This is a genomic window from Pseudanabaena mucicola FACHB-723 (assembly GCF_014696385.1).
GTDB lineage: Bacteria > Cyanobacteriota > Cyanobacteriia > Pseudanabaenales > Pseudanabaenaceae > Pseudanabaena.
In genome coordinates, this window is record NZ_JACJQB010000017.1 from 32266 (window position 1) to 46180 (window position 13915).

The 13915-nt window shown below is 42.0% G+C and carries 12 protein-coding genes; 5 read left to right on the top strand and 7 right to left on the bottom strand.

Annotation, left to right across the window (positions count from 1 at the left end):
• Positions 1 to 28: 28 nt before the first annotated feature.
• Positions 29 to 1087: a DNA cytosine methyltransferase gene (locus tag H6F41_RS10105; RefSeq protein ID WP_190403355.1), complete on the bottom strand. Its 1059-nt coding sequence runs from the start codon at positions 1085 to 1087 to the stop codon at positions 29 to 31.
• Positions 1088 to 1089: 2 nt separating this feature from the next.
• On the bottom strand, positions 1090 to 1950 hold the full coding sequence (locus H6F41_RS10110) for an NgoPII family restriction endonuclease (protein ID WP_190403356.1): 861 nt from the start codon (positions 1948 to 1950) through the stop codon (positions 1090 to 1092).
• A gap of 37 nt (positions 1951 to 1987) precedes the next feature.
• Between H6F41_RS10110 and H6F41_RS10115 the strand changes: the two genes are divergently transcribed.
• On the top strand, positions 1988 to 2341 hold the full coding sequence (locus tag H6F41_RS10115) for a DUF565 domain-containing protein (RefSeq protein ID WP_190403357.1): 354 nt from the start codon (positions 1988 to 1990) through the stop codon (positions 2339 to 2341).
• Between the two features lie 41 nt (positions 2342 to 2382).
• Here the strand turns inward: H6F41_RS10115 and H6F41_RS10120 are convergent, their stop codons facing one another.
• Positions 2383 to 2868, bottom strand: coding sequence for a cob(I)yrinic acid a,c-diamide adenosyltransferase (locus tag H6F41_RS10120; RefSeq protein ID WP_190403358.1), 486 nt, complete (start codon positions 2866 to 2868; stop codon positions 2383 to 2385).
• A gap of 292 nt (positions 2869 to 3160) precedes the next feature.
• Between H6F41_RS10120 and H6F41_RS10125 the strand changes: the two genes are divergently transcribed.
• Positions 3161 to 3763, top strand: coding sequence for a vWA domain-containing protein (locus H6F41_RS10125; protein WP_190403359.1), 603 nt, complete (start codon positions 3161 to 3163; stop codon positions 3761 to 3763).
• 41 nt (positions 3764 to 3804) lie between these two features.
• On the opposite strand, the gene H6F41_RS10130 is transcribed toward H6F41_RS10125, so the two are convergent.
• Together H6F41_RS10130 and ahcY are read right to left on the bottom strand one after the other, a co-directional pair.
• Positions 3805 to 5496, bottom strand: coding sequence for an ABC1 kinase family protein (locus H6F41_RS10130; protein ID WP_190403360.1), 1692 nt, complete (start codon positions 5494 to 5496; stop codon positions 3805 to 3807).
• 204 nt (positions 5497 to 5700) lie between these two features.
• Complete coding sequence (ahcY, locus tag H6F41_RS10135; RefSeq protein WP_190403361.1) at positions 5701 to 6990, bottom strand: adenosylhomocysteinase; 1290 nt, start codon at positions 6988 to 6990, stop codon at positions 5701 to 5703.
• 205 nt (positions 6991 to 7195) lie between these two features.
• On the opposite strand from ahcY, the gene polA reads away from it, so the two are divergent.
• Together polA and H6F41_RS10145 are read left to right on the top strand one after the other, a co-directional pair.
• Positions 7196 to 10033 carry a DNA polymerase I gene (polA, locus tag H6F41_RS10140; protein WP_190403362.1) on the top strand — a complete coding sequence of 946 codons (2838 nt, stop codon included), beginning with the start codon at positions 7196 to 7198 and terminating at the stop codon, positions 10031 to 10033.
• A gap of 49 nt (positions 10034 to 10082) precedes the next feature.
• Positions 10083 to 11561 (top strand): phosphoglucomutase/phosphomannomutase family protein, encoded by a 1479-nt coding sequence (locus H6F41_RS10145; RefSeq protein WP_190403363.1) that lies wholly within the window; start codon positions 10083 to 10085, stop codon positions 11559 to 11561.
• A gap of 59 nt (positions 11562 to 11620) precedes the next feature.
• Here H6F41_RS10145 and H6F41_RS10150 read toward each other — a convergent pair whose 3' ends face one another.
• Positions 11621 to 12784, bottom strand: coding sequence for a hybrid sensor histidine kinase/response regulator (locus H6F41_RS10150; protein ID WP_190403364.1), 1164 nt, complete (start codon positions 12782 to 12784; stop codon positions 11621 to 11623).
• Between the two features lie 459 nt (positions 12785 to 13243).
• On the opposite strand from H6F41_RS10150, the gene rpsF reads away from it, so the two are divergent.
• Positions 13244 to 13612, top strand: a complete 369-nt coding sequence (gene rpsF, locus H6F41_RS10155) for a 30S ribosomal protein S6 (RefSeq protein WP_190403365.1) — start codon at positions 13244 to 13246, stop codon at positions 13610 to 13612.
• 96 nt (positions 13613 to 13708) lie between these two features.
• Here the strand turns inward: rpsF and H6F41_RS10160 are convergent, their stop codons facing one another.
• On the bottom strand, positions 13709 to 13861 hold the full coding sequence (locus H6F41_RS10160) for a chlorophyll A-B binding protein (protein ID WP_190403366.1): 153 nt from the start codon (positions 13859 to 13861) through the stop codon (positions 13709 to 13711).
• Positions 13862 to 13915: the final 54 nt, after the last annotated feature.

Here is a 13915-nt window from a genome sequence, read left to right on the forward strand (position 1 = left end):
CTTTTTTGTTGCTAGTTCTAAGGAATGACTATACAAGGCTAGGGCTGATTAATATGATTTGTTCAGGATAACTTAGTTGGCGCAATCGTCGGCAAATTCCAATGGATTGATAATCTTGAATATCTACAATAATCTTGCTAGCAATAGCCTCGGCAAAGTTCACTGGTACAGCATTTCCCACCATCTTATAGCCATCATTAATATTTTTATATTTAAAAATAAATTCGTCGGGAAAACTTTGAATTCTTGCACATTCTCTAACTGATAAACGACGGTAAGGCTTAGGTGAATGAGGATCAAATATGCGCTTATCTTTCCCCATAAGTATCATTTTATTTGCTTGAGGATGAATTGGCGCATGTCTACCTCCTGCTTGAATTGTAAATGATGGCTCATTCCAAGTTCTCACCCGATTTCTAGACATGTAAATACTCGAAAAGCTACTATCTAAATATTCATGATTCGGAATTGGCGACACAATGTGACTTGAGCTTTTACTAGCAATCGGCTCAACTAAACTTAGATCATAGATAACATCTCTAAGCGTAGGAATTTTAGTATTTTCTTTCGGGAACTCGAAAACACCTCCAATATCACTACGATAGCCCACAATAATTACTCTTTTGCGGTCCTGAGCAACGTTAAAATTAGCAGCATTTAGTAATTTATAAGTTACTTCATAACCAGAATCCCTAAACATTCCCAAAATATTAGTAAAAGCTTGATGATGTTTTTCGGCTAGAATACCACTAACATTTTCAGCGACAAAAAATAATGGCTTTTTATCATTGACAATCCTTATATATTCATAAAAGACCTCTCCTCTTGAGTCATTAATTCCTCTCCCCGCACCAGCTTCACTCCAACTTTGACAAGGTGGTCCCCCAATAATACCAATACAATCAGGTATGTCTGAAGATGGGATATCTCTAATATTTCTGCGATCTAAGTGGCTATTTATATGGTTAGCTTCATAAGTTTCCCAGATTGATTTGTCATATTCGTTAGCAAAGATAATATTAAATCCTGCTTTTTGAAAACCAAGGTCTAAACCACCACATCCAGAAAATAGCGATACAATATTCATCTTTATTTTTTGTAAATAATTATTTTTGAATTTAGGATTTTAGCAGGATTATTTGGAGACTTAATCTTAATATCTCTAATTTTGATTTGATTAGTATCAGCTAGATTTTCTATTGCTTGCCTGTGTTGTTTAGAAAAAGATAAATACTTGCTTTCTTGCATGATAGCAATCATTTGAAAATTGCAGCTTTCATCATATTCTAAATCAAGATAATTATAGATACTGATAGGGTTTTCTATTCCCCACATACCCCTAACTCTTAGGTAGGTTATACCTAGAGGATCAACCCGATTAACCCTTGCTAGCTCATTAGTCTCGGCAAATTCAATCCCTGCGATTTGATTGACCCCATCGCAAATACCATTTCTAATTCTTTCATAGACTTGTTTTTCGGCGGCAAAGCAATCTCCATATACAAACCAGAGGAATTTTAAACGATTTTGTTGCTTAGGGACTACACCTATGGTGTAAATAATATCTTTTACCTTCCACGCATTTTCACAACTCCGACAGGCATTCGTAATCATGGAATCATTCGCAAAAAGCTGTGCCTTGGGATATGAGCTGTTTAATGCGATCGCAGTCTTCAGTGACTCTATTTTCTTAACCTCTACGGCATCCCCATCTTTTAAAATTAAATCGGGAGGATTATTGGAATTTCCTTCATAGGAGAAAAACTGCGGATAAACGTTGACACTTTTTTGTTTAATCTCCAGATTAAAAGAGTTACAGAAAGCATCTTTGATGAAAAACTCTAAACCGTCACCCACAGCATTAATTCTATTGTTGCTTTTAAAATAACTAGTTAAACTCAACTGATTGTTATTTACAATATTGATGATTGCAGTTAGTAAGTTAGTCATGCTTCTAAATGGATCTAGAGTTTAGTCAAAAATATTTATGCAAAATACTCGTCTTAGCACAATTGTTAGTGTCAGTGCTGCCCAACTCGCCAGATGGTCTAATAATCCTTGGCGGCGGACTTCTTTGATCATCATTAGCTTACTCGCAGGATTCTTTTTAGCATCTGTGATTTCTACATTTTCAGGAGTAAAATCTGAGCAAGATGTTGTCTCTGCTGCCATTGTGTTACTGCTAGTAGAACTGACTAATCGCTATGTCTATAGCACTAGGCGGATTCCCCTCAGTGATGGCAGCTTAGCACCAAGACTACTGACAACAGAAATATTGAATTCTATTAAATTGGGATTAGTATATGGTCTATTTCTCGAAGCCTTTAAGCTTGGCTCATAGATACTAACGATTAGCAACGCTTTGCCAATCGATTCTAGGTTTTAATTGCGCCGATGCGTAACTTGATCAGCATAGTCCGCCACACTCGTTGGCATTGATGAACCTGTGACAATAATATTGACCTTAGGCGATCGCATTTTTAGCACTTCTAACAACTCTTCTTCAGTAATTAGCGATCGCAATACCAATAAGTTCGCTTCATCAAGAATCACCAAACCTGCGCCCGCCGATTCAATGATTTTTTTAGCATAATGCCACAGTTCCAGCACTGCCGACTTTTCCGTATCAGTTAAGTCAATCCCATCCTTGGATATGTCACGCTCAGCTTCACAGCGCAGCCATTGCAAATTTTCGACAAGCTGTCTGGGATTGCCTAAGCCTTGGCTGATTCCTGTCTGAAAAAATTGAACTAGTAAAACCTGTGTACCCTGTCCTGCTACGCGCAGACCTTGGGCAATAATATCAGTGTAGAGATTACGGTGGGGTGCAATAAACACCTGTACGTTGCCTTGAAGTTGAGCCACCATAAACAAATTTAGCTTGTAAATTTCCACACAGGATCATAGCAGATGCGAAACTCAAAACGTCCTTTAAGCAGGCAAGAATCGTCAACCAAAACTCTAGATCTGACTTCTCTTCTTACTTTCTCTAATTCCACCAGAATTAAGTAGTTCAGCATAAACAACCTTAAACCCCAGAAGCGTGATTCGATTGCGAAACGAGCAAATCACGCTCTGATTTTTGGTTTTAATTATGTTTAGCCACTTAACAATTCATTGTATGATCTAAACCAGTTCATAACCTCATCAAGATTTTAATATGCTAGACAATCGTGACTATACGCTGATCATCGATAAAAGCGGCAGCATGTCGAACACCGATAGAGGCACAAACAAAAGTCGTTGGGAAATTGTTAAGGAGTCAACTCTTGCCCTTGCACGCAAATGTGATCAATTAGATCCTGATGGAATTACTGTCTATCTCTTTTCAGGTAAATTTAAGCGCTATGACAAAGTGACAGCCGCCAAGGTAGAGCAGATATTCCAAGAGAATGAACCGATGGGCGGAACCAACTTAACTGCTGTCCTCCAAGATGCTGTTAATCAGTTTTTTCAGCGTAAAAAAGCTGGTCAAGCCAAGGGGGGAGAGACAATTCTCATTATTACGGATGGAGAACCTGACGATCGTCGCTCTGTTTTTGAGGTGATTATTGAGACAACTAAACGGATGGATTCTGATGAGGAATTGGGACTTTCTTTCATTCAAGTTGGTTCAGATTCTGGTGCGACAGACTTTCTCAAAGCATTAGATGACCGACTCATGAGCATTGGTGCTAACTTCGATATTGTTGATACTGTAACCATCAGCGATATGGAAGATATGACCATTGCCGAAGTATTACTGAGTGCTATTAGTGACTAAATAATCATTATAGATGCCTGCTAATCGGGCATCTGTAATGGCTACTGCTCAGCAAGGCTATCGATTTTTTCACGAATTGATAACTGAACTAGAGAGCGAATTAATCCTAATCCAGAGAACCCTGCTCCCATAAAAATAGCTATTGCCCAGCCTCCATAAGCGTTAGTTCCTACCAATAACACAGCACCTGACAAAGCCAGAAATCCTGTTAAACAAGCATAAATTAGTGCTTTCACGGCAATATTAATACGTTTAAGGGTGCGATCGCTTTCTATGGACTTAACCTGAATCATCAATTCTCCGCGTTCTAGTCTTTCCTCCAATCGATCCAATAAAATTTCCATGCGACTAGGCTTGTTGAGTTGATAAATCAGGAAATCTTTTGCTTGTTGTGCCAAAGCACCCAAGGTGTTTCCTCTTCCCTTTGCCAATACAATGCTCTTGACAAATGGCTGAGCCGCAGTCGTAAAGTTATATTCTGGATCGAGAATTCTAGCGATACCATCGAGAGTTGTGAGAGATTTGAGCAAATAGGTCATTTGCGGTGGCAAACGGAAGGGCTGTTTTTCAAAAATAGCGACTACTTCCCCTTTAATTTGTTCAAATTCATAGATATTCACAGGACGCTCGGTAAAGCGATCTAAAACGAATTTAAGCATTCTTTTCACTGGACTCATATCTGCCACTGGCTCAATGAAACCCATACTCATCAAAGTGTCAACCACTTCATTTGTGTCCTTCCGCAACACCGCAAAGAAAGTCTTCACCATTTGATCCTTTGCCATGGTTTTCACTTCTGCCATCATGCCGTAGTCATAGAAAATTAGGCTTCCATCTTGACTAACGGCAAGATTGCCAGGATGAGGGTCAGCATGGAAAAAACCATCCTGTAGTAATTGTTTAAGATAGCAACAAATTCCCAATTGATTGATTTCTTTGGGATTTAGTCCACAGGCTTCCAGCGCTTGTCGATCATCAATCTTGATGCCTGGAACATATTCTAAGGTCAATACTTTGGATGTAGAATATTCCCAATAGACCTTAGGAACAACTATCCGTGGATAGCCTTCAAAATTTTTACGGAAGCGATCAGCATTATTCCCCTCGATCACATAATCAATTTCTTGATAAAGCACTGTAAAAAATTCTTTGTAAATCCCCTCAAGATTATATTTACGAGTCCAAGGCAAATAGCGGCGAAATATTTTGAGGAGCTTACCAACTGCGAGAAGATCTAGATCGAATAGATTCTTTAATCCTGCCCGCTGCACTTTAACGACAACCTCTTCGCCTGTGTGTAGCGTGGCGCGATGTACCTGTCCTAGACTTGCGGCGGCAAGTGGCACTTCATCAAAATCACGATAAATGATGTACAGAGACTTGCCTAACTCTAGTTCGATGATATCCCTAGCTTCTTTGGCACTAAAGGCAGGAACTTTATCCTGAAGTTGCGACAAATTACTAATGTACTCAACGGGTAGCAAATCCACACGGGTTGACAGGGACTGACCAATTTTGATGAAGGTTGGTCCCAATTCGAGCATGTTCCGCACTAGCCACTCGGCTCTTTTATTGCGGCTATAGGGTGTATCAATTTGCCAAAATTTATCCCACCAAATAAAAAACAAAAAAGTAAAAGAGGCTAGAAAAACTTCACGTTGTCGCGCAAGTGACGAATTTTTGAGTCTTTGCCAGCGTAGTTTTTTGGGAAATGATGTGGCGATCGCAGACATGATGTGCCGAACCAGATTTGTTTTTTAATTCCCAAAGATATCGTCACATTTTTGGGGATTGGTATGTAGCGCTTTTCAATCAAGGGGCAGAGTTGCTGCACCGCATTTGACGGTGCAGCAACTCTGAGTCAGAAACGCTATAACTAGCATGACAGAGATTCGTAAAGTTAGCTGCTCATCGCCAACTTTACGGATAGGAATTGATTATGTTCCTTCAGTCCATGAGTTGAGGTAGTGAATTTGCTCGGGGGTGAGAGTATCAATGGTGATGCCCATAGCTTGTAGTTTCAAGCGAGCAATTTCTTGGTCCACATCCTTAGGAATTGGGACAACACCTGCGGGCAAGTTGCCTTTGTTCTTAACCAAATATTCGCAAGCAAGGGCTTGATTGGCAAAGCTCATGTCCATAACGCTAGCAGGGTGACCTTCGGCAGCCGCGAGGTTAACTAGACGACCTTCACCGATGACGATGATCGACTTGCCAGACTTGAGCTTGTACTCTTGGGTAAAGTTGCGAACGAAGCTGGAGGAATCGGTAAGATTGTTGAGGGCAACGAGGTCGATTTCTAAGTCAAAGTGACCAGAGTTAGCGACGATTGCGCCATCTTTCATGGTTTCAAAATGTTCATGACGGATGACATGCTTGTTGCCTGTGACGGTGATGAAGATATCACCGACCTTAGCTGCTTCTGCCATAGGCATAACACTAAAGCCATCCATTGCGGCTTCTATAGCGGCAACTGGGTTGATTTCAGTGACAACGACGTTTGCACCCATACCACGAGCGCGGAGGGCTACACCCTTACCACACCAGCCATAGCCAGCCACAACAATGACCTTACCAGCTAAAAGAATGTTGGTAGCACGGATAATGCCGTCGAGGGTGGATTGACCAGTACCATAGCGGTTATCGAAGAAGTGCTTGGTTTCTGCGTCATTAACTGCGATCGCAGGGAAGGTCAGCTTGCCATCTCTAAACATGGCATTGAGGCGGACGATGCCTGTGGTGGTTTCTTCGGTAGTACCGATGATGTCAGCAACTTGATCAGCGTGGTGCAGTACCAAGCTGGTGGTTACATCACTACCGTCATCAACGATGATGTGGGGACGGTGAGCTAGTGCCATTTCGACGTGGCGGTGATAGGTGGCATTGTCTTCACCTTTGATGGCGAATACGGAAATACCGTGATCGTAAACCAATGATGCAGCAACGTCGTCTTGTGTGGAGAGGGGGTTGCTAGCAATCAACACGGCATCTGCGCCTGCGGCTTTCAAGGCGATCGCAAGGTTAGCGGTTTCGGTGGTGACGTGGCAGCAAGCCGCAATGCGGATACCTGCAAGGGGCTTTTCAGCAGCAAAGCGATCACGAATCTGACGCAACACGGGCATTTCGCGGCTTGCCCACTCGATGCGTTGTTTGCCTAGTGGTGCAAGAGTGATGTCCTTAATCTCGTGCTTAACGGTCACGGTTTCGGGCGCAATGGTAGTAGTCATGTATTGATTTGAATTTTTTACAAAATTTAACTTTATTATAAGTCACGCTCTCCAGATTACAGAGCTTGGCACTGAATTAAAACGCAGAGAAATTTTTGCTTAGGAAATAAACCCAAGAAGATGAGTTGCGGCGCGAATCGCCGCAACTCATCTTCTTGGGTTTTAGGCTAAAATAAGCAACCCAGAAGCACCTCACAATTCTCCCATGGACGCAAACGCACAAAATCATCCCACATTCCTATTAGTTGACGGACATTCCCTCGCGTTTAGAGCCTTTTATGCGTTTGGAAAACATCCTGAGGGTGGTTTGCGAACTTCGACGGGTATTCCGACTAGTATTTGTTTTGGCTTTTTGAAAGCATTGATCGAGATGCTCGATCGCGAAAAACCCACGGCAGTTGCGATCGCATTTGATCTGGCAACGCCAACATTTCGCCATGAAATTGATGACACCTATAAAGCCAATCGTGCCGAAACTCCTGAAAGTTTTATTCCTGATATGCAAAACTTGCAGCGAGTTTTAGCAGCAATGAATTTGCCTGCCATTACTCAAGCAGGTTTTGAGGCTGATGACGTTCTGGGGACTCTATCGCAAGCGGCGAGTGCCGAAGGCTACACCGTCAAAATTTTGAGTGGCGATCGCGATTTATTTCAATTAATTGATGCCGATAAGCGTATCTCTGTGTTGAACTTGGGACAGAAAGACAAGATTGTGGAATATCATGCGGATCAAGTCAAAGAGAGGCTGGGCGTATTACCCGCCCAAGTTGTTGACTACAAAGCACTCTGTGGTGATGCTTCCGATAATATTGCAGGTGTCAGGGGCATCGGGGAGAAAACCGCAGTTAAATTAATTGAAGAATATGGCAGTTTAGAGAATATTTTGGCAGCAGTTCCCCAGATGAAGGGAGCGATAAAAACTAAGCTAGAGCAGGGGATTGAAGCGGCAAAACATTCGCAGTTTATGGCGAGAATTAAAACCGATGTGCCGTTACCAATTGCGATCGCAGATTGTAAGTTGACGGGTTTTGATACTAATGAGTTAGTACCGTTATTGGAAGAACTAGAGCTAAAAGCCTTTGTCAATCGTGTGGATCAGATTCAATCTAAGCTATCGGGAAATTACGAAAAATCCTCGCCACAGGTTAAACATCAGGTTGTCCCCAAGTCTGAGCCAACAGAAGATGACGAGTTATGGTTTGATTTTGCTAAGCAGGAAGCAGAATCTGCGATCGCAAACTCTGCTTCTCTAAAACTAGATGTACAGATTATTGACACGAGCGCCAAATTGGAAAAGCTATGTGCAGATCTTCGCAATAGCAAAGAGCCTGTCGCATGGGATACGGAAACCTCGGCGCTCAATCCCTTTGACGCAGAATTAGTCGGAATTGGCTGCTGTTGGGGGAATGACATTGATCAGATTGCCTATATTCCGCTCAGTCATCAAGAGGGAAAAAATCTGCCATGGTCAGAGGCCAGAGATTTTCTCAAACCCATCCTCGAAGATGCCAGTTATCCAAAATACTTACAAAATGCTAAGTTCGATCGGCTGATGTTTAAGTCCGCAGGGATTGAACTAGCAGGCGTAGTTTTTGACACAATGATTGCCAGTTATGTGATCGACCCCGAAGCCAGTCATAAACTCGATGATCTGGCGATGGATTTACTCCAGATTCGCACCGTTAGTTACAAAAATCTGGTGGGCAAGCGTAAATCTATTGCGGAAGTAGATATTCCATCGGTTGCTCAATATTGCGGTATGGATACCTACATCACCTATCAGCTTGTGCCGATTTTGCGATCGCAATTAATTGCCGTGCCAGAACTTTGGGATTTGTTCCAAAATCTCGAAATGCCCCTAGAGCCACTTTTGGCAGCAATGGAATGGCGCGGCATCAGAATCGACAAAGACTATTTAGGTCTATTTTCCCAAGAACTCGAAAAAGATTTAGATAAGCTGGCGATCGCTGCTTATGCACAGGCAGGTCGAGAGTTTAACCTCAATTCCCCTAAGCAATTGAGCGAAATTTTAGTGGAGAAGCTGGGTGAAAAATTTACTAAGAAATCACGCAAAAGTAAAACGGGTTACTCCACCGATGTCGTGGTACTTAATAAGCTGGAAGGTGAAGATCCTCTCATTGACACCATTCTCGAAAACCGTACCCTTGCCAAACTTAAATCTACCTACGTGGATGCTTTACCATCACTGGTGCAGACTCAAACAGGGCGAGTACATACTGACTTCAATCAAACGGTTACAGCGACAGGTAGATTGAGTAGTTCCAATCCTAATTTACAAAATATTCCCATTCGCACTGCTTTTAGTAAGCGCATCAGAGCAGGGTTTATTCCTGAACAGAATTGGGTTTTAATGGCTGCCGATTATTCGCAAATAGAGCTGCGGATTTTGGCACACCTAAGTCAAGAGCCTGAACTAATTCGCGCTTTTAACGCGGGCGAAGATGTGCATACAGTCACGGCTCAGCTTCTATTAGAAAAACAAGAAGTTAGTAGCGAAGATCGTCGCCTTGCCAAAATTATTAACTATGGCGTGATTTATGGCATGGGCGCACAAAAATTTAGTCGTGATATCGGTGTTCCCATCAAGGTTGCCAAGCAATTCATCGAGAAATTTAACCAGCGCTACGAACGCATCTTTACCTACATGCAAAGCGTAGAAGTGGAAGCAGAACGCGATGGCTATGTGAAGACAGTATTAGGACGGCGGCGTTATTTCCGTGGGTTAAGTCAAATCAATGGCTATCAGAAAGCTGCTTTATTGCGATCGGCAGTCAACGCTCCAATTCAGGGAACTAGCGCTGATATCATCAAAGTGGCGATGCTGCGGGTAGATGATATTTTGCAAAACTATCAAGCTCGCCTATTGTTACAAGTGCATGATGAACTCGTATTTGAAGTTCCCCCTGACGAGGTTGATGAGTTACAACCCAAAATCAAAGCAGCGATGGAATCAGCCGTCGAGCTTTCCGTTAAGCTGGAAGTAGATATTCATACGGGCAGAAATTGGATGGAGGCGAAGTAATCCATTCGCGATAAACTCTACTTAGCAAAAACTAGCAAAAATCCCTATCATGCAAGGCAAATCTATACTGAATCCCCCGATCCACTTTGGTACTGACGGCTGGAGAGGGATCATTGCCGACGATTTTACATTTGATCGTCTTGCTGCGGTTGCCCCCATCGCCGCCCATATTTTAAAACAAACCTATGGTGCATCGGGCAGTAATACGATTATTGTTGGCTACGATCGCAGATTCATGTCCGATGCCTTTGCCCAAAAAACTGCCGCAGCCGTGGCGGCGATTGGCTTCGATGTCTTGATTGCTGAGGACTTTGCGCCCACCCCCGCCTTCAGTTGGGCAGCCTGCGATCGCAAAGCCCTCGGCGCATTAGTAATTACCGCTAGTCATAACCCTGCCAATTATTCGGGTTTAAAAATTAAGGGTGCTTTTGGCGGTTCTGTATCTCCTGATATCACTGCCAAAGTCGAGGAAATTCTCGCAAGCGGAGACTTTGTTTATAGCAGCAATCAAGCAGGTACGATCACCACCTTTGACCCATGGGCGAGCTATTGCCAAGCCTTACGCAGCAAAGTAAATATTGATGCCATCAAAACTGCGATCGCAGATGGCAAGTTAACCGTTTTCGCTGATGTGATGCACGGAGCGGCTGCTAGCGGTTTATCTCGCATTTTAGAACTACCATCCGCAACTGCTAAAAATCTAATTGAAATTAATGGCAACAGCGATCCTCTCTTCGGCGGCGGCGCACCTGAGCCACTTCCACGTTATATTGCCGAGCTATTCCGTCAAGTCAAAACCTACCATCGTGACCACCCAGAGAAAACACTAGTTGGTTTTGTGTTTGATGGCGATGCTGACCGCATTGCCGCCGTTGATAGTGAAGGTAATTTCCTCAGCTCTCAAATCCTGATCCCAATCCTACTAGAACATCTCGCCAAACATCGTGGATTTAAAGGGGAATTAATCAAAACCATTAGTGGTTCTGACCTAATGCCCAAGGTCGCTGCATGTTTTGATCTTCCCGTTTACGAAACTCCCGTTGGATACAAATACATTGCCGAGAGAATGCTATCAGGGATTCCTTGCCTCCTTGGTGGCGAAGAATCTGGGGGCATCGGCTATGGCAATCACATTCCTGAGCGTGATGCTCTACTCTCGGCTCTGTATGTATTAGAAGCGATCGCAATATCAGGCAAAGATTTAAGTGTGTTGTATCGCAATTTGCAAGCGCAAACCAACTTCTTTTCTCACTATGATCGCATCGACAAAAAATTGTCAGGCATGGCTGCTCGCTCAAGGTTAGTTAAAAACCTTGAGCAATCATCATTACAGGAAATTGCAGGCATTAAAGTGATCGATGTCCAAGCCCCCGATGGTTTCAAGTTTCGGCTAGAAGATGGCAGTTGGCTATTGATTCGCTTTAGCGGTACTGAGCCTTTGCTACGCCTATATTGCGAAGCTGCTACTCCTGAACTTGTGCATCAAAGTCTTCATTGGATTTCCAATTGGGCAGAACAATTTAACTAGGAAGACTAGAAGATTGTAAAGCCCACATAAATGAAGGCGGCACAAAGCGTTGTCTTCATTTATGTGGCGATTTCTTGCATGGCTAAAGAAGCAGATTTTTTAGATAGGGAGAGATCTGAAGGTAAAACAACGGTAAACTTTGTGCCCATATTAACTTCGCTTTCTACAGTAATCTTGCCATGGTGTGCTTCCACTGCTTGCTTGACAATATACAGCCCCATGCCCAAGCCTTTGATACTACCAACATTTTCTGCTCTCAGAAATGGCAGGAACAAATCATTGAGATATTGCTCAGGAATACCAATACCCTGATCGGCAATACTTAAAACCAAGCTTTTATCAGTACATTCAATCTCAATCTCAATAGTTCCGCCATTGTAAGAATATTTGATTGCATTAGAAATTAAGTTCATAAAGATATGCCAAAGCAGCTTTTTATCAACCTTGATTTTTTGGCATTCTCCCTTACTATGAAATTTAATTTGACATTTACGCGAATTCTCTTCGGTTTGGAGATTTTCAACTAGTTGTTGGCAATAGCTAATGGCATCAACACTTTCAGGCTTAAATGGAAATTTTCCCGATTCAGAACAAGCAATAAATTTAATTTCTTCAAGCAACCAATTAATATCTTTAATCGCTGACTGAATAGAATCGAAGTTTTTAGCTCTTCCCTCCTTTGTGAGTTGCTCTTCAAAGTTTTGCAATTTCCAGATCAATAACCGAATCACTGACATTGGCGTGGAAAATTCATGGGAAGCCATGGCAAGTAAACGTGACTTGAGAATATGTAATTCTTTCTCTTTTTCTAATGCTTCCTGTAGTAGTTGTTCTTCACGATGCTTTTTTAAAGCCAGCATAATTGCGACATTAACTTCACCATACCTTAGGGGCTTGGTGAGATATCCATAGGGAGAAGTTGCGATCGCTTTTTGCAAAGTATCCGCATCACTAAAGGCAGTTAAATAAATAACAGGAACTGGCGAAATTTTATGGATTTCATTGGTGGCAATGATGCCACTATCCGCTCCCTTTAGCTTGATGTCCATTAAAATAACATCTGGCATATGAGCCTTGGCCGCACTGATTGCTTTATCGCTGCTATCAACTATCTCTAGAACTTTATACCCTAAATCTGATAGGACATCAGCAAGTGCGTTTGCCGTTACTAGTTCATCTTCAACTATCAACACATCAGCGATCGTATCGGTTTTCACTGCCATGTTCTTTAACCTATCTTTAGTGATATCAGAATATAAAAATCTAAAAATTACTTATATTTTAATTATACGATTAATATATAAAATTAGGAAATGTGACGGAGCTGTAAATCAATCTATGGCTGTAGGCAAGTAAGTTAAGCCCAAAAGCCAAATAGAGAGTTGCGGCGCTTTGCGCCGCAACTCTCTATTTGGCTTTTGTTTTTGTCCTAACATAATTAGCTGTAAAGATATATATTCCATATTACTTAACCATACCCTAAATAATCGTGAAAGTCTTCACATCTAAGGTTTTGAGGATATTTATTTGCTCTAGCTAGCGTCTGTATTGCTATGCGCTCAGGGCTGTAAAAAATATTAATCAATGCTCCTAACAGGATATAATAGTAAATCCTTGCTTCTAAACTTTAAAATAATTAAAGCTAACTGAAGCCAAAATACTGACCGTAAGGAAGAAATTAAATGACAGTTAAGCGTTTGTACGAAACCATGTATATCTTGCGTCCTGACCTTCCTGATCAGGAAGCCGACGCAGCGATCGCAAAATATCAAGACTTCTTAGTACAGCAAGAAGCTGAAGATATCACGATTCAGCACCGTGGTAGACGGAGATTAGCCTATGACATTAAGGGGCATCGTGAAGGTATTTACATTCAAGTAAATTACACCGCAACTCCACAAACCATTGAAAGCTTAGAGAAATCAATGCGTTTGGCTGACGATGTAATTCGTTATATGACAATCAAACTCGATCCAGAAGCTCTTGAAGTAGAAGATGCTGAAGCAGTTATCCCTGATGCTGAAGAGCCAGTAGCTGTTGCTGCTGAATAAAAACAAAATCTAAGTATTGGCTTGCAATACTTAGATTTCGAGCATAAAAAAGCCGCGCAATGCGCGGCTTTTTTATGCTCGAAATATCAAAAAGACTTATAGAAGACCCCAGAAGTGGAGTACGCCTTGACCGCTAATTAGTTCAATTGCTAATGCTGATACAAAGCCAATCATTGCTAGGCGACCATTCCAGTTTTCTGCACCAGAAGTAAAGCCCCAATTCCATACATTACGGTTTTCGTCAGACATAATCGAATTACTTTGTTTGTGAGTTTACTTACATCTAGAAATGTAACAGATAGC